This is a genomic window from Acinetobacter portensis, assembly GCF_023158935.1.
GTDB classification, from domain to species: domain Bacteria; phylum Pseudomonadota; class Gammaproteobacteria; order Pseudomonadales; family Moraxellaceae; genus Acinetobacter; species Acinetobacter faecalis.
Genome location: NZ_CP096120.1, coordinates 1,160,496 through 1,177,036, shown reverse-complemented (window position 1 = coordinate 1,177,036; position 16,541 = coordinate 1,160,496). Strand labels below are relative to the sequence as shown.

Genomic DNA, 16,541 nt, shown 5'->3' with positions numbered 1-16,541 from the left:
CGTTCGAATCTTAAAACCATCATTCTTTCAGTTTTAATGAATAGATGCTAATTTCTTGTAAATTCATTCAAAATAGAGAAAAACAATTTTATCTCTAGGTCTTGTGTATAATTCAATTAGACAATTTTTCTTATGGATTATTATGCTTCAAATTCTCCAAAAACAGCTTGATGAAAGTACACAATGCCCTTTGTGTCGCGCATCTATGAATTGGATTGAAGCAGAACAGTTCGATAAAGAAATGAATTATCACGAATGTATAAGCTGCTTCCATAAAGTCTTTCAAGACAACAAGCAAAATTGTCATTGCGATAAATGTACATCAGAACGTAAAAAGCTGATGAAAGAAACAATGCAGCAAGAACAACGAAAAATTAAGCAAAAAACCCAAGATGTTTTTGAATATGACCTGAATCATCTTAGCTTTTTAAATAAATTATTTTTATTGGGTATTTTAGATGAGTTAGTTGATGAACATACGGGACATCAAGAATTCATTGATTGGGATCAACTTAAATATCGCCCTATTAGCCCAAGTTATTTATTTCAAAGCTATTTAATTAAACAACTGGTTAAAGATAATGTTCTTGTGGCTAAAGAATTTAGCGACTCAGCACAACAATACTATATAAATGTACGTTTAGATGGTTATTCGGAACCTAGCCTTTTTAGTGTTACGCAACAATTAAGAAATTGGTTTTATGAAAACTTAGCATTAGGTGTGCCTTTTCAATCTTCAGATGAAGTTAAAGATACTCTTCAACTTTTGCTTTACCAAGAAATTGTGCAATTTATGCAATTTTATTGCAGAACCTGGGGCATTCAAATTGCAGGAAATCAAAGTTTTCAAAGCTTCTGTTACCGCTTAATGGAATCTCTTGCCGTTGGACAAATTTATTATTTAATTCAAAATGCTTTGGAATATTTACATCAACAAAATGCATTAAAACCTAGAAATGAAAATTTCATTAACACCAATTTATTAAAAAAAACCTTACAACAATACCGTGAACGTGCATTAACAGAAAAATGGGAAACAACAACTTTACCGCGTCCTTACAATATTCCATTAAGTAAAATGAGTGAAATCTTATTTTATAAATTTTTAGGCTACGATGAAAAAATCTTTTTCCAACCATTTTGGCGCTCATGGAAAAAAATTGAACCTCGCTTAAAATTTTACTCTCTCAAGCGTTGTATGCACTGTGGTTCCAACGAACTCACTGTCGATTATGACGCAGAAGATTATGTGTCTTTATTTTGCAGAAACTGTAAACATCAAGACCATTACTTCACTCAATAACACCTTACTTTGCCCCAAATAGTACGAGTCAAATTTATCTTATGAATGATTCTAGCCAACTAAAATCTGAAATTTTAGAACAAGTCATTGAAGCTTGGAATCAGCTACAAGCTCAACAACCATTGGTTCATTGTATTACCAACAGTGTTGCAGCCAATTATGTTGCTAATATTCTTTTAGCAGCAGGTGCATCTCCTGCAATGATTGATAACCCATTTGAAGCTGAAAGTTTTGCCAAAATTTCTGGTGCAATTAGTATAAATACAGGCACACCTACAACAGAACAAGCTCAAGCAATGAAAATTACAGCTCAAACTTGTTCAAATCATAATAAACCTTGGGTACTTGACCCTGTTGGTTATGGTACTATTTTGGCTTGGCGCTCACAAACAGTTGATGAACTTGTTAAGTTTAACCCTACTGTAATTCGCGGCAATGCTTCTGAAATAAGCACACTTGCTGGAAATCAGGTTCAATCTAAAGGCGTAGACAGCACATTAAATAGTGCAGATGTTTATTTACAAGCGAATGTACTTTTACAGCAAACTGATTGTGTCGCAATTTCTGGCGAATCAGATTTTATTGTGGCAAAAGATATTCCTGCAATCATTCAAATTAATGGTGGGTCATTCTTACAACCAAAATTAACAGCGACAGGTTGTGCTTTAGGTGCATTAATTGCTGCATATTGTGCTGTTAGTAAACCAAGTATTGCTGCTATTGCGGCTCACATTCACTTTGCAATTGCAGGTAAATTAGCTTTTGAGAAGGCAACCTCTGTAGGAAGTTTTGGCGTTTCATTTTTAGATGAAATTTACACAATGAATGCCGAAAAACTTAAAAATTACGCAGATATTGAAATAATACAGTAACTTAATTATGGAGATTTACGTTAAATCAAATCTCCATTCCCCCCAAAATACAAAAATTTGCTTTAAAACTCTCAATGATAAATGGCAAATACGTATTTTTTGCCAATCCAATAATTTCTCAATTTATATTTTTATCTTAAAAATATTCGAATATTTGAGATAAATCGTCAGTTCTTTTCTATAAATAAAAATATCTTAAAATAAATATAAAAAGCATAAATGAAAATAATTGGACATTATATCGTAAGCCCACTTTTTTATAAGAACTAAATTTAAAAAATTCGATATTAGATTCCTCATTCAAAAAAAGATGAATTCACTTACGCTTAAAAAACCCAAAATACCACTTAAACTAATGTTTTATTTCATTTATTTATAAAATACAAAAGAATTTAAAAATTAAAAATCGCTTTCAAAGCTATTTTTTACAAGCAAAAATATGACTAAATATTATGCATAAAATCATCACATGCCATATAGGTTTGTTGATCAGATCAATTATGTAAGCTTGTTTGTTAATTTCTTTATTATCACAATCAATTAAATACACTTAGGCTACATAATTTTATTTCATCATTTTCGCCAATTGCCCTACAATGTAAAAATTAGTAACAAATAGATAATTTGTCATTTTTTAACATTGCCATTTACTTGCAAAATTTACATTATATAGCCAAGTTTTGGCAAAAGACTTCTGCGTCAATTAAAAGAAATTATAAAAAAAATGTAGAATTTTATGCCATAATTAGCAAACTTTGCAGACATCTTGCAAAATAACTTTGCAACTTATAATTGGAGCAGGCTGAATGAGTGCGACCATTTTGGTCATTCATGGACCGAATTTAAATTTATTGGGAAAACGTGAACCTGAAGTTTATGGTTATCTTACTCTTGAAGATATCAACTTACAGCTCACAAACCAAGCACAAAAAGCTTCTATTTCTTTAGACACTTTCCAAAGTAACTGGGAAGGTGCAATTGTGGATCGCATTCATCAAGCGAAACAAGACGGTACACAATTTATCATTATTAATCCAGCAGCACTAACACATACATCGGTTGCGCTTAGAGATGCGTTACTTGGGGTAGCAATACCTTTTATTGAAGTTCATTTATCTAATGTACATGCACGTGAAGCATTTAGACATCACTCATATTTATCAGATAAAGCTGTTGGCGTAATTTGTGGTTTAGGTGCAAAAGGTTATGCCTCTGCCCTCGACTTTGCTATTGAAAAAATTCAATCTTCTACACAATCTTAAATTAGGAATACTGTCTCATGGATATCCGTAAAATCAAAAAACTCATCGATTTGATGATTGAGTCTGACTTACAGGCGATTGAAGTTAAAGAAGGCGATCAATCGATTGCATTAACTCGTCGTAATCCGGTTGTCGCAGCAGCGATTCCAGCTATGCCAACACCATCAGCAGCACCTGCTGCACCTGCGGCTAAATCTCCACGTGGTGCAGTTGAAACTTCACCAATGGTTGGCGTGTTCTATACAGCACCAAGCCCAGGCGAACCAACTTTCGTTAAAGTAGGTCAAACTGTTTCTGCTGGTGAAACACTTGGTATTATTGAAGCAATGAAAATCATGAATCCAATTGAAGCAACTCAAAGTGGCGTGATTGAAGAAATTTTAGTTAAAAATGGCGAAGTAATTCAGTTCGGTCAACCATTATTCCGCTACCGCGCTTAAGACCTCGGGGATTCACAATGTTGCAAAAAGTTTTAATTGCAAACCGTGGTGAAATTGCGTTACGCATTACACGAGCTTGCAAAACTTTAGGAATTAAAACCGTTGGTATTTATTCCAGTGCCGATAAAGATCTTATGCATCTTCGCTTTTGTGATGAAGCCGTATGTATTGGTCCAGGTGCAAGTAGTGAAAGTTACTTAAACATTCCTGCGATTATTACTGCTGCTGAAATTACAGGTGCAGATGCAATTCACCCAGGTTATGGTTTCTTAGCTGAAAATGCTGAATTTGCAGAAATTGTAGAAAACTCAGGTTTTACATTCATTGGTCCTCGCCCTGAACATATTCGCCTTATGGGGAATAAAGTTTCGGCAATTACCGCAATGCGTAAAGCTGGCGTTCCTACAGTTCCCGGTTCTGCACATGCCGTAACACCACAAAATGCATTAGCTGAAGCAAAAGAAATTGGCTTCCCGCTTATTGTAAAAGCTGCTTCTGGCGGTGGTGGTCGTGGTATGCGTATTGTTGAAAACGTAGATACATTACTTGAGTCTGTTCAAGCTGCTCAACGCGATGCTGAAATGTGGTTCAGTGATGATACTGTTTACATGGAACGTTTCCTACAAAAGCCTCGCCATGTTGAAGTGCAAATTCTTGCAGATGGTAACGGCCATGCAATTCACTTATATGACCGTGACTGTTCTTTACAGCGTCGCCATCAAAAAGTACTTGAAGAAGCACCTGCTCCAAACTTGCCTGAAAAAGCACGTGCAGATATTTTAGAAGCTTGTGTAAAAGCTTGTAAATTAATGCAATATCGTGGTGCTGGTACGTTTGAATTCTTATTTGAAGATGGTGAATTTTTCTTCATTGAAATGAATACACGTGTTCAAGTTGAGCATCCTGTAACTGAAATGGTAACAGGTATCGACATTATTGAGCAGCAACTTCTAATTGCTGGTGGCTTAGGCTTAAATATCCAACAAAAAGATGTTGAAGTTAAAGGTCATGCAATTGAATGTCGTATTAATGCAGAAGATCCAACAACTTTCTTACCTTCACCAGGTAAAATTGAGCACTTCTATGCGCCAGGCGGTGCAGGCATTCGTTTAGACTCTCATATTTATGATGGCTACAGCATTCCGCCATATTATGACTCAATGATTGCTAAACTTATTGCACATGGTAAAGATCGCGCGACATCTATGGCTCGTATGAAACAAGCTTTAGATGAAATGATTTTAACTGGCGTTAAAACAAATATTCCATTACACAAAGACTTAATTCTAGAAGATAAAAACTTCCGTGAAAAAGCGATGGATATTCATTATTTAGAAAAGCATTTATTAAAACAATTAGAAGGTCATCAAGACTAATTCTAATCCCAAATAAATTGCTATATAAAAAAACCGCTATCAATGAGCGGTTTTTTTATATATATTTGAAACGTTAAGGTAAAACACGTTTTAATGTTGCGAAACATTGATCAGAGTTTTCTCCATTACATAAACTTAAAGTATTTGGATTTTTCCATTTCACATAATATTGACTTATTTCACCAGTTTGATCTTCTTGAATACCTGAACAATCGACGGCATTATTATCAAATTGAATTTGAAAAGTTAATGCTGATAAGACAGAATTTATATCGGGTGTTGGTTGATAGTCATAAATGCCTGTTGACCACTCACTCCCACTTTTAACCAATAATTCGCTATTACTTTTAAAATTATAATATTCCACACATTTGTTTTTATTTGCTATATGCATCCCCCAAAGCCCGACTATTTCAGGTCTAGTTTGAATACGAATGGTATTTTCAGTAACAGATGAATTGGCTTTTGAATTTGGTTGTACTTCAGTTGATTTTAAATTTTCAGCATAAATCATAGAACCGTATAAATTAATTAATGCCAATAGCGCTATTTTTTTCATAAGGATTTAAAGTTATTCCATTTATATTAACGTTATCATATTTACAAAAAAATGATATATTACAAAAACAAATACCAACAAATAATTTAATTTCAGTAAAATTATTTTGCATTTCAACACTTAACAATATAATCTTTGGGTAATACTTATAAAAGCATCATAATAAAAGAAACTATAGCCAAATCCTAAAAACTATAGAACAATAGAGATATGGGATATTCAAAAGATTTTAAAGACAAAGTCATAGAAATTATGATTCGAGATGAAATGTCTGTGCGAAAAGCAGCACAGCATTTTAACATCTGTATACAGACAATTCAGAACTGGAAAAAGTCCACTACAAACAAACCTATTCCTGGCCGTCCAGCTAAAATTAGCAGAGAGCAAATATTGAAGGATGTTGAACAATATCCTGATGATTATCAGTATGAGCGAGCTGAACGTTTAGGAGTAAGCACTCATGCGGTATTTAATGCGTTACATGCCGCAGGAATATCGCGTAAAAAAAGACGTTAAAGCATCCTAAAGCAGATCAAAATCAACGTCAGCAATTTCAAAATCTCATAGAGTGTTTAGAAGGGAAATTGCCTCTGATTTACATAGATGAAAGTGGTTTTCAAAGTGAAAGTACCAGAACTCATAGTTATAGCCTTCAAGGAACACGTGCTGAAGGTAAATTTAACTGGCAGTTGAAGAATTGCAGTAATGTGATCGGTGCAATCATTGAAAATAGATTGCTGACAGTTGGTGTGTTTAATTGTTCAGTGAACACAGAAGTATTTGAATGTTGGATTGAACAGGATTTATTACCTAAGTTGAAAGAAAGCAGTGTTTTGATTATGGACAATGCGACCTTTCACAAAGGGAAAAGACTTCAGGAGTTGGTACGTTGTGCGGGCCATTACATTGTGTGGCTTCCTAGATATAGTCCAGATTTAAATCCAATAGAAAATATGTGGTCGCGAGTCAAGGCGATTCGAAATAAGTTTAGAGTTAAAGATATTGATAAATTATTTAAAGATTACTGTAATGATTTATTTAGTATTTAGCTATATATAAGTTTCATAATTGTTGAGGTGTAAATTTGCAAGCTAAATTAATTCAACTAAGTCGCCAGCAAATTCAAAGACATTCCTATATCTTTGTCATTTTTGCTGTGGCAATTTTTAGTGCGGCGCTTATTGGAATTTTTACACGACCTTTAGCTTACTCTGCATTTTTTTGGCCAGCAAATCCAGTTTTCTTAGGTTTACTTATTCGCTTCCCTAGAATGCGAACGGCAAGTGCATTATGGGGTGCATTCTCTGGATATATGATTGCAGATCTTCTTACTGGGAATGGTCTTGCTTTGGCATTCATATTAACAATGACTAACTTTGTTGCTGTGCTTAGTACAATCAGTATATTGGTTTATATTCAAAACCAATTTAAATATTTCAAAGATGGGCCTCAAATCATCTATCCTTATATTTTTGCGCTGATTTTAGGAACATTAATTGGATCTACATTTGCCGTTAATACTATTCCTTATGTACCAGGCACATTCATGTCAAAGACCCAATTACTAGTAGATTTTACGAATTGGTGGAGTGGTGAATTTTTAAATGCAGTTATTGTTTTGCCTTTAGTGCTTGCTTTTCCAAAGCTCATTGAAATTAAACATTTTTTCATAAATAAACGCTCAAGGTCATTTAATCCTTTTGATGCACTGCCGTTTATTGCTGTTATACTTTCAATGATATTAACGCATTCTTATTACGGACCAGGTGCTTTACTTTATCCACTTGCAACACTTGTTTGGGCTGCTTCTATTTACAGTCTCTTTAATATTGCTATTATTAATAGCTTCGTTTGCCTAACGTTATATCACAGCGTGTCATATTTATATTTATATGACACAACCAATTCATTTTTAAAAGAAATCACATCTATTCGTATTGGCTTAGCTATTCTGGGATTAGCCACAATTGTTCTGTGTATTATTAGTCAAAATCGCAAACTATTATTTAAAGAAATCTATTATTTAGCCAATCATGACACTCTTACAGATACTATGAATCGTCGTAGTTTTATTAGACTGAGTGAACAAAGACTAACAAGTAAAAAATACAAAGAAGCTTGTTTCCTAATGCTTGATATCGATTTTTTCAAAAAACTGAATGATAACTACGGACATCACGCAGGTGATATTGTACTTAAAAAATTTGCCGATATTGTGAAAGAAAACTTAAGAAGCGAAGACCTTTTTTGCCGACATGGCGGTGAAGAGTTTGTTGTACTTTTATCTAATGTCGATAAAGAAGAAGCATTAATGATTGCTGAGCGTATTCGAGTACAACTATCTGAAACTTTTATTCATATTGAACAAGAGAACCCGATTAAAATTACTGTCAGCATGGGTGTTACGCATACTTATCTTCCATCACGTTTGGAATTACAACAACTTATTAATACTGCAGATCAAGCACTTTATCGAGCAAAAGATAGCGGTCGAAATTGCGTTGTTTTAGCTTAAAATGTGCTTATACTTATTCTAACCTCATAATATTATTTGGTAATTTTTTAATAAAAAATATACCTAAAAGTGTAGATAATCCTGCAATTATAAATATTGCAGAACCGCCAATTTGCTCCCAATAATGACCTGCAAGTAAACTACCAAGTGCAACACCTAAGCCCCACATTGTACTGTAAATTGCTTGCCCTCGTCCCTGCTGACCCATTGTAAAATTTTGAAAAATAATTCTCATTGCAATCATGTGAAATAATCCAAAACTAAATGCATGAATAATTTGTGCTAAGAATTGCATACTAAAATTTGTGGGAAATATACCAACAATACACCAGCGTAATCCTGTAATTACTAAGCAAACACAAACCAATGTTCGCCATGAGTAACGTGTTAAAAATACATTTGCATATGCGAACATGATAATTTCAGCAATTACGCCAGCTGCCCATAAAAATCCAATAACAGAAGTTTGAAAACCGGCATGATTTAAATAGTTACTATAAAAACTATAAAATGGTGCATGTGAAAAAAGCATTATAAATTCAATAATGAAAAATGAATAAACAATAGGATTTTTTAATATTGGAATTAAAGGTTCTAATTTTTTTTGAGATACTGGTGCTTCACTCGGTTCCTTAATTGTAAATGACCAAATGAATGCTAAAAAAGCGATACATAATAATAAAATTGGCAACATAGAAATTGAAATAATTTCTAATAAAGCACCTATGCCAAATACACCAACAATAAAACCAACAGAGCCCCATTTACGCACTTTACCATACAGCTCAGTTCGTTTTTCTGCCAGCCAAAATAGAGTAACACCTTCAAATTGCGCCAAAATTGCATTTTGAAAAAAACTAAAAATAAGCATAAGTAATGCAATAGATTGAAAGCTATTTGGAATAATAAAAATCATAAACCAAACACAAGCTTCCATCCAAGTTGCAATACGAACCAGCAACATTCTTTTACCCGATTTATCTGCAATCCACCCCCATATAAATGGTGCGAAAAACCGTGTAATAATAGCAATTGATGATAACAAACCTATTTCTTGAAAATTGAAACCCTGATCTTCTAAATAAAGGCCCCAAAAAGGCATAAATGTGCCAACAATTGCATAATAAAAAAAGTAAAATGCACCTAATTTATGCTGAATTGGAAGTGCTTTCACTAAAATATAATCCCTAAGTGTTTCTCATCAATATTCACATAAGGTATGAATATATAAACTAATTTAAATATTATACAGACATCTAGATATCAGTAGTACATGAGATATGAATAACCAACTAACGACATAAAATACAAAATATTTTAATTTACGTATTATGAAACAAGAACTTCATCATATTATTGATTTAAAAATACTGCCCTTCTTTTAAGCATATTCAGATGTATTTCTATTCATTTAGGCGTATAGTAATTAAATCCTTAAATATTTTATGGAATTATTTTATGCTTAAAAAATTCTTTGTATTATTTGCGAGCTGTTTAGCTTTAGTTCTTGTCGTTGGTACTATTCTCATAAAAACACTGAGTGACCATAATCTTGTGGAGTTTTGGATTTTACTTATGCTTCCAAGTTTTGGTGTGCCAATTTTTACAGCTATATTAATCAGTAAAACAGAACAAATTACTGATTAATTAACAAATATGATAAAAAGCTCGCAAATGCGAGCTTTTTACTTCAAATAAAAATATAAAACTTAAATCTGTGAAATAACTTTTACGATAATTGTTTGCATTTCTTCTTGCTCTTCAGCTAAGTAAATACGTTTTTGCTCTTTTGACTTTACTTTAAATTGATGATTTTGAAACGAAATAACAGCAGGAATTTGATCAAAATATTGTGAGTCTGCATCAATTTCTTCTTGAAATAATGGCGTTCCTAATTGGTAATCTAAACTTTTTAATACAACATACTTTACTGTGGTTTTCATAAGATGTACCTACTTTCACTGAACACTTTATTTTTATTTTTACCACTGTTTAGACAATGAATAAACCTTTAATTTCAAAAAAAGTTTAATCCTTAAACAAATAAATTATTTATTTACCTATTCATATATCATTCCTATTCTTTTTATTTCAATGCAAATCTCAAAACAAATCTTAAACTCAAAAGTGTTAGATCAATCTACAAAAAAGGCCCAAATTTTTGAGCCTTTTTTAAATGTTTTACACTTAGAAACGGTAACCAACACCTACGTTGAATCCGTTAAATCTAGTACTGTCTACATTGGTTCCTTCATAACCCACATTAATCGCGATATTCTGAATAGGATTTACAGTAAGACCAACACCATAGGCAAAACCTGTTTCAGAGCCTTTTTCAATTGAATGATATGTACCATCAAAATCAAGCTCATCTACTTCTGCTTTAATATGAGAAAAACCAGCAAGTACATATGTACTCACATACTCATTAAAGCGATAAGATGGGCCTGCTAAAAGTGAAAAATATTTTCCATCTATTTTCTCACGCCCACCATCATATGCCAATGTTTCATCTCCCGTAAGATAAGAAGATGAAACAACTACGCCCCATGGAGATTGGGTTTCATATTGGTACTGAACGTTGACACCTTTTAAATCTTTTAGCCCTTCACTTTCATTAATTTTTGACTGGCCATAACCCAATGAAACAGTATGTGTTGCAGCCATAACAGAAGTTGAAGCCACGAAACCCAATAGTAAACCCAGACTAATATTTTTAACTAACATGTTATATCCTAAAATTATTGTAAAAAACTGCCCAATTAATTAGATATTATTAAAAAACAATTAAGCATTACATGAAAGTTAATATAAGTACTTTCATTTTAAAACTTGATTAATTGATAATAGTTATGAGTTTTACAAATAAATCTTATTTTTTTTAAGGGTTTCTTGTTTTTATAAGCCATCAAATAATCCCTCATTTATCAATAGAAAAAGGCTCAGATTTCTGAGCCTTTTAAAACATTATTTGAACTTAGAAGCGGTAGCCAACGCCTACATTAAAGCCGTTAAATGCTTGCTTATCAGAATTTTTACTTGTTAGTTTAGAGCCTTCGTAACCCACATTAATTGATAAATTTTGAATAGGATTAACAATAACACCTGCACCGTAAGCTAATTCTGTTGCTGAGTTACTCTCAGACCCAACAAAACCAACATCATCATATTCATCATCTTTTGAATCAATCTTAGCAACACCAACAAGCGCATAAGCACTTACAACATTATTAAAACGATAAGCTGGACCTAATAAAAATGAAGTATAGTCTACTTTTGTTTTATAAATTTCATCTGGAGCATCAACCATAGTCACTTTACGCTCCATATAAGATACAGATGCTAATAAGCTAAATGGAGAATCCCATTCGTAGCGATACTGAGCATTAATACCCTTCAAATCTGTAAAGCCTTCAACTTCAGTTTGTGCATAACCTAATGAAAATGTATGGTTATCAGCAAATACAGATGAAGATGCAGCTACAGCAGCAACTAATAAACCTAATTTTAATGTGTTATTTAACATATCCGTTCTCATTATCTAAATTTTTTATTTAAATGTATCTATAGCCAAATCCTAAAAACTATAGAACAATAGAGATATGGGATATTCAAAAGATTTTAAAGACAAAGTCATAGAAATTATGATTCGAGATGAAATGTCTGTGCGAAAAGCAGCACAGCATTTTAACATCTGTATACAGACAATTCAGAACTGGAAAAAGTCCACTACAAACAAACCTATTCCTGGCCGTCCAGCTAAAATTAGCAGAGAGCAAATATTGAAGGATGTTGAACAATATCCTGATGATTATCAGTATGAGCGAGCTGAACGTTTAGGAGTAAGCACTCATGCGGTATTTAATGCGTTACATGCCGCAGGAATATCGCGTAAAAAAAGACGTTAAAGCATCCTAAAGCAGATCAAAATCAACGTCAGCAATTTCAAAATCTCATAGAGTGTTTAGAAGGGAAATTGCCTCTGATTTACATAGATGAAAGTGGTTTTCAAAGTGAAAGTACCAGAACTCATAGTTATAGCCTTCAAGGAACACGTGCTGAAGGTAAATTTAACTGGCAGTTGAAGAATTGCAGTAATGTGATCGGTGCAATCATTGAAAATAGATTGCTGACAGTTGGTGTGTTTAATTGTTCAGTGAACACAGAAGTATTTGAATGTTGGATTGAACAGGATTTATTACCTAAGTTGAAAGAAAGCAGTGTTTTGATTATGGACAATGCGACCTTTCACAAAGGGAAAAGACTTCAGGAGTTGGTACGTTGTGCGGGCCATTACATTGTGTGGCTTCCTAGATATAGTCCAGATTTAAATCCAATAGAAAATATGTGGTCGCGAGTCAAGGCGATTCGAAATAAGTTTAGAGTTAAAGATATTGATAAATTATTTAAAGATTACTGTAATGATTTATTTAGTATTTAGCTATATATACAAACGGAATATACACTAAAATTAATTTAATGCGTAATAAGCTACATTTTTCATGTGATATATCAATCTTGGATTTTTGGATATGAAATATTAGGAGATTCAAACAAAGAGTTATGCCAAATGTCTGACATTGGAACTTTCACATCTAAAGCCAAAGGTAATTTTTTCGGATTAAATTGCATATCATCTAATTGCATTCCCCATGCAATTAAATCGACATCTAATGAAATTTTATGAGATGGACGTACACGATTCGACTCTTCTTCCATTTTTTTTAAAATAGATAGAATTTCATCTATAGCATATTTACTTTTAATTAAGCATGCAGAATTCCAATAATCATCACCAACACCATCACGACATGGTATTAAATAAATATCAGAAAACTGAACATCACCTAGCGTTAGGATTCTGTTATAGGCTTTTTTAAAATTAAATTCAGGCTCGAAATTACTCGCTAATGCTAGCGCGAAAATCGTTTCGGTGTCGTTCAAGACGAATTCCTACAGAATTTGCTTGCGGGATAATTGCAGGCTTACGGATCGTGATGATGATTGATTCAATTGCAGAAAATTGTGTAAATAATGCATTTATCACCAATTTTGCAGCATGTTCAATCAATTTTGGTTGAGCTTCTTGAATCACTTTTGCTGAAATTTCACAAATTTCAGCATAGTTCATGGTGTCTTCAAGTTCATCTGAATTTGAAGCCTGTTCAAGATTTGTTTGCAAAGTCAAATCAAGCATGAGTGGTTGAATAATTTGACGTTCCCAATTGAAACATCCAACTACTGTATCCACTTTTAAGCCTTCAATGATGATTGCATCCATAACTCAACCTTATATCTAAATTAAATCTTTATTAATGTTTTAATAAAAGATTTGGGTCTATAGTTTGCACCATCTGTAAACGCTGGTCTGCATAAATATCTGTATATGGCGCTAGAATGCGCATAAAGCGATCGAAATACAGCATTTGTTTAAAGAGCAAAGCAAAATCTCGCGGGAAGCGAATTCCATGACGTTCACCTACAGCAACCATATCCATCATAATATCGTTTAAATCGGCAGGATTTGACGACAAAATGTCTTGTGGATCTGCAAGTAATACACCACTAAATAGACGTTCTAAATCATCCGCTAAAATCTTGGTGTCAATTTCTCGATCCGTCATACCCATTTTCAGCATATTTTCTGCCATTAATGGGAAATCCGTTTTTTGCAGTGCATCCATAAATGCAATACATGCTGTCCAAACTTCAGGTTTGAGCTGTCCAACAATACCAAAATCGATAAAGCCAACTCGACCATCTTCAAGTAGCATCAGGTTTCCTGCATGTAAATCTGCATGAAAACTATTACACATCATCAAACTGCCAAACCAAGTATTCATGGCTGTAATGAGCACTTGAGATGGATCTTTTGATACTTTTTTAACAACATTAAAATCTGTTAATGGCACACCAAAAAAGCGCTGCATAGTCAGAACACGGCGTGTTGAATATAGATGATAAACTTTGGGCGCTGTTGCAGTTTTATTCTGAGTAAGTTCTAAATATTGAGAAAAATCGTCAATGTTTTTTGCTTCTTCAATAAAGTCGACTTCACGAACCATACGGTTTTTAATTTCTTCAACAATATCTGCTAGTGAAGCAAACTTCACTTTTGGAACAACTTTTTCTAAAATTTTTGCAGACCAATGTAATACATTTAAATCTGTATAAAGAATAGTTTCTACACCAGGTTTTTGAACTTTAATGACAACATCTTCACCGCTCACTAATTTAGCAGCATGAACTTGTGCAATAGATGCAGATGCAAGCGGTGTTTCATCAATAGATGCAAAAATTTCACCTAAATCTCGCCCTGCAAATTCAGATGCTAAAACACCTTCAATATAGCTAAATGGCAATTTTGGTGTTTGATCTAAACAACCCTGAAATTCTTCTACATATTCACGTGGAAAAAGTGATGGCGTACTGGCAATAAACTGCCCTAACTTAATATAAGTTGAACCTAAAGATTCAAAAGTTTCACGCATTAATTTTGCGTTACTTGGTTTTTCAGTTGCGTATTTAATACCAGCCTTCGCAGCAACAACCGCAGTTTCACCCATTCGGGCAACTGACTTAAGTCCATCTAACCAAATTTTCTTTTTCATAATGTCTTAGGAAAAAATAATTGCACCGAGTGTAGCAAAATTTTGAACTTATGCAGGATTAAATTACCTGACATGTCGAACAATTTTCATCAATTTGAAAATTAACGATACGTTGTTTCATACTTAAACCATCCCAAAGTAATAACTTCTCTTTTAATGGTGTTAAACCTAAACCTAGATAAAGTAATGCGTGATGTGCTTGCAAACTTGCCATAACGTTGGGTGTAGTTGCTAAAACCCCTGAATCAGCACATCTTAAACTTTCATTCGCATGATCTTCTTTTGGGAATAAACATTCGTAGCAAGCTGATTCGCCCTCTACCATAAATAGTTGACCTTGAAATCCAATTGCTGAAGCACTAATTAAAGGTACTGAAAACTGATGACAAACAGCATTTACTAAATAACGTGTACTAAAATTATCGCAACCATCTAGCACAAGGTCTTGCTGAGAAATTAACAATTCACTGTTTAATTCAACTAACTTTTCTAGTTTTGCACGAACTTCAATAAATGGATTAATTGCTTGTAAACGCTTTGCAAGAATTTCTGCCTTATAAAAACCAACATCTTGTTCTGTATATGCAATTTGGCGCTGTAAGTTACTTACTTCAATTGTATCTGAATCTATTAAGGTAATTTTACCCACACCTGCACGCGCAAGCAATTCTGCTGTTGTGCACCCAATACCACCACAGCCTACAATCAAAACATTGGCAAGTTTTAACTTTTCTTGAGCCTCAATATCCCAGCCATCAAGTAAAATTTGACGTGAATATAAGTGCATTTCTGCATCTGAAAGTTCTAAATTTGAATCTAATATTTCTGTCAAAACAATTACTCAGCCAAGTTTATGGAAGATGATACAAATAATGCTTCTAAAGTCTGTTCTATTTTTACAAATATTTCATTAAATTCAATTTAATCTTTAAAAATTTATAACTTAAAGATTCTGGCTCTAAAACTGATTCTCAGCATCTAATTCAACTTGCATTAATAATGCATGATGATTTTACAGCTTAAATACCAACTAAAAATAATTATTTGTAATTACAAGAGAAACACATATCACTTCAATGTAATTACAATTCTGTAAAATAAACAACTGAATAGACTTACTTTCATATTTTAATGAACTGAACGTTCATCGCTTCCATATTGTATAAACAGCCTCAATAGATTAATTTTCACTCAATTTAAAGCATTTGCTTAATCCGATTTTCTAAATCAACCTGCCCTAGAGGTACTCCCATGTCTAAGATGATTGATCTATTTGAACAAAATCTGGTTCAAAACTTTTCGCAATTTTTCTTTTCAAAAGCTGACTCTATCGAAAATGAGTTACATCAGAATATTCAAAATACGTCTGAAAATGATCTTAAATCGATAATTGCGAATTTCTTTGCACAGCCTCAAGCACAAGAAACTGCAATTGCTTTAGATTTGCAACAAAACGAAATTCAAGCTTTGCTTGCAGGTGAAGCATTAACTCAAACTCATTTAGAAAGTACTGCTAAAATTGTGGCGTATTATCTAGCTATGGAAACAGATGCTTTTTCTAAAGTAGAAGTATTTGATAGCTTAAAAGATTATCCGATGTAAT

General features: G+C 33.2%; 21 protein-coding genes. 12 read left to right on the top strand and 9 right to left on the bottom strand.

The window, feature by feature from the left end; translation table 11 throughout:
- The first annotated feature begins 139 nt into the window (after positions 1-139).
- The 5 genes from MZO21_RS05875 (at position 140) to accC (ending at position 5,253) form a co-directional block, all read left to right on the top strand.
- On the top strand, positions 140-1,303 hold the full coding sequence (locus MZO21_RS05875) for a hypothetical protein (RefSeq protein WP_248103364.1): 1,164 nt from the start codon (positions 140-142) through the stop codon (positions 1,301-1,303).
- 41 nt (positions 1,304-1,344) lie between these two features.
- The gene (gene thiM / locus MZO21_RS05870; protein ID WP_154773510.1) at positions 1,345-2,175 is read left to right on the top strand and encodes a hydroxyethylthiazole kinase; all 831 of its coding nucleotides are present in this window, start codon (positions 1,345-1,347) and stop codon (positions 2,173-2,175) included.
- Between the two features lie 806 nt (positions 2,176-2,981).
- Positions 2,982-3,437, top strand: a complete 456-nt coding sequence (gene aroQ / locus MZO21_RS05865; protein ID WP_154773511.1) for a type II 3-dehydroquinate dehydratase — start codon at positions 2,982-2,984, stop codon at positions 3,435-3,437.
- A 17-nt stretch (positions 3,438-3,454) separates the two neighbouring features.
- Positions 3,455-3,877: an acetyl-CoA carboxylase biotin carboxyl carrier protein gene (accB, locus tag MZO21_RS05860; protein ID WP_154773512.1), complete on the top strand. Its 423-nt coding sequence runs from the start codon at positions 3,455-3,457 to the stop codon at positions 3,875-3,877.
- A gap of 17 nt (positions 3,878-3,894) precedes the next feature.
- Positions 3,895-5,253, top strand: a complete 1,359-nt coding sequence (gene accC, locus MZO21_RS05855) for an acetyl-CoA carboxylase biotin carboxylase subunit (RefSeq protein ID WP_154773513.1) — start codon at positions 3,895-3,897, stop codon at positions 5,251-5,253.
- Between the two features lie 73 nt (positions 5,254-5,326).
- Here the strand turns inward: accC and MZO21_RS05850 are convergent, their stop codons facing one another.
- Positions 5,327-5,812: a hypothetical protein gene (locus MZO21_RS05850; RefSeq protein ID WP_154773514.1), complete on the bottom strand. Its 486-nt coding sequence runs from the start codon at positions 5,810-5,812 to the stop codon at positions 5,327-5,329.
- 210 nt (positions 5,813-6,022) lie between these two features.
- On the opposite strand from MZO21_RS05850, the gene MZO21_RS05845 reads away from it, so the two are divergent.
- Genes MZO21_RS05845 through MZO21_RS05835 form a run of 3 tightly spaced genes read left to right on the top strand, consistent with a single transcriptional unit; the run spans position 6,023 to position 8,327 of the window.
- Positions 6,023-6,328, top strand: a complete 306-nt coding sequence (locus MZO21_RS05845; RefSeq protein WP_087547287.1) for an IS630 transposase-related protein — start codon at positions 6,023-6,025, stop codon at positions 6,326-6,328.
- A gap of 47 nt (positions 6,329-6,375) precedes the next feature.
- On the top strand, positions 6,376-6,861 hold the full coding sequence (locus MZO21_RS05840; RefSeq protein WP_227557093.1) for a transposase: 486 nt from the start codon (positions 6,376-6,378) through the stop codon (positions 6,859-6,861).
- Between the two features lie 35 nt (positions 6,862-6,896).
- The gene (locus MZO21_RS05835; protein WP_248104178.1) at positions 6,897-8,327 is read left to right on the top strand and encodes a sensor domain-containing diguanylate cyclase; all 1,431 of its coding nucleotides are present in this window, start codon (positions 6,897-6,899) and stop codon (positions 8,325-8,327) included.
- A 13-nt stretch (positions 8,328-8,340) separates the two neighbouring features.
- Here the strand turns inward: MZO21_RS05835 and MZO21_RS05830 are convergent, their stop codons facing one another.
- The gene (locus MZO21_RS05830; protein WP_171501353.1) at positions 8,341-9,501 is read right to left on the bottom strand and encodes an MFS transporter; all 1,161 of its coding nucleotides are present in this window, start codon (positions 9,499-9,501) and stop codon (positions 8,341-8,343) included.
- Positions 9,502-9,785: 284 nt separating this feature from the next.
- Between MZO21_RS05830 and MZO21_RS05825 the strand changes: the two genes are divergently transcribed.
- Entirely contained in the window at positions 9,786-9,974 is a 189-nt protein-coding gene (locus MZO21_RS05825) for a hypothetical protein (protein ID WP_154773516.1), read from the top strand.
- Positions 9,975-10,036: 62 nt separating this feature from the next.
- On the opposite strand, the gene MZO21_RS05820 is transcribed toward MZO21_RS05825, so the two are convergent.
- The 3 genes from MZO21_RS05820 to MZO21_RS05810 all read right to left on the bottom strand — a co-directional run bounded on the left by MZO21_RS05820 (position 10,037) and on the right by MZO21_RS05810 (position 11,853).
- Positions 10,037-10,270: a hypothetical protein gene (locus MZO21_RS05820; RefSeq protein WP_154773517.1), complete on the bottom strand. Its 234-nt coding sequence runs from the start codon at positions 10,268-10,270 to the stop codon at positions 10,037-10,039.
- Between the two features lie 244 nt (positions 10,271-10,514).
- Positions 10,515-11,054 carry an Ail/Lom family outer membrane beta-barrel protein gene (locus MZO21_RS05815; RefSeq protein WP_248104181.1) on the bottom strand — a complete coding sequence of 180 codons (540 nt, stop codon included), beginning with the start codon at positions 11,052-11,054 and terminating at the stop codon, positions 10,515-10,517.
- Positions 11,055-11,304: 250 nt separating this feature from the next.
- The gene (locus MZO21_RS05810; RefSeq protein ID WP_154773477.1) at positions 11,305-11,853 is read right to left on the bottom strand and encodes an Ail/Lom family outer membrane beta-barrel protein; all 549 of its coding nucleotides are present in this window, start codon (positions 11,851-11,853) and stop codon (positions 11,305-11,307) included.
- 76 nt (positions 11,854-11,929) lie between these two features.
- On the opposite strand from MZO21_RS05810, the gene MZO21_RS05805 reads away from it, so the two are divergent.
- Positions 11,930-12,235 carry an IS630 transposase-related protein gene (locus MZO21_RS05805; protein WP_087547287.1) on the top strand — a complete coding sequence of 102 codons (306 nt, stop codon included), beginning with the start codon at positions 11,930-11,932 and terminating at the stop codon, positions 12,233-12,235.
- A 47-nt stretch (positions 12,236-12,282) separates the two neighbouring features.
- Entirely contained in the window at positions 12,283-12,768 is a 486-nt protein-coding gene (locus MZO21_RS05800; protein ID WP_227557093.1) for a transposase, read from the top strand.
- Between the two features lie 71 nt (positions 12,769-12,839).
- On the opposite strand, the gene MZO21_RS05795 is transcribed toward MZO21_RS05800, so the two are convergent.
- The 4 genes from MZO21_RS05795 to MZO21_RS05780 are packed head-to-tail and all read right to left on the bottom strand — an operon-like array spanning position 12,840 to position 15,770.
- Positions 12,840-13,271, bottom strand: coding sequence for a 2-amino-4-hydroxy-6-hydroxymethyldihydropteridine diphosphokinase (locus MZO21_RS05795; protein ID WP_154773476.1), 432 nt, complete (start codon positions 13,269-13,271; stop codon positions 12,840-12,842).
- Positions 13,228-13,608 (bottom strand): dihydroneopterin aldolase, encoded by a 381-nt coding sequence (gene folB / locus MZO21_RS05790; protein WP_154773475.1) that lies wholly within the window; start codon positions 13,606-13,608, stop codon positions 13,228-13,230. The genes MZO21_RS05795 and folB overlap by 44 nt, the downstream gene beginning before the upstream one ends.
- A gap of 31 nt (positions 13,609-13,639) precedes the next feature.
- On the bottom strand, positions 13,640-14,938 hold the full coding sequence (locus tag MZO21_RS05785) for an ABC1 kinase family protein (RefSeq protein ID WP_154773474.1): 1,299 nt from the start codon (positions 14,936-14,938) through the stop codon (positions 13,640-13,642).
- 58 nt (positions 14,939-14,996) lie between these two features.
- The gene (locus MZO21_RS05780) at positions 14,997-15,770 is read right to left on the bottom strand and encodes a HesA/MoeB/ThiF family protein (RefSeq protein ID WP_407061232.1); all 774 of its coding nucleotides are present in this window, start codon (positions 15,768-15,770) and stop codon (positions 14,997-14,999) included.
- Between the two features lie 419 nt (positions 15,771-16,189).
- Here MZO21_RS05780 and MZO21_RS05775 point away from each other — a divergent pair, with 419 nt between their 5' ends.
- Complete coding sequence (locus tag MZO21_RS05775) at positions 16,190-16,540, top strand: hypothetical protein (RefSeq protein WP_248103440.1); 351 nt, start codon at positions 16,190-16,192, stop codon at positions 16,538-16,540.
- Position 16,541 lies beyond the last annotated feature (1 nt).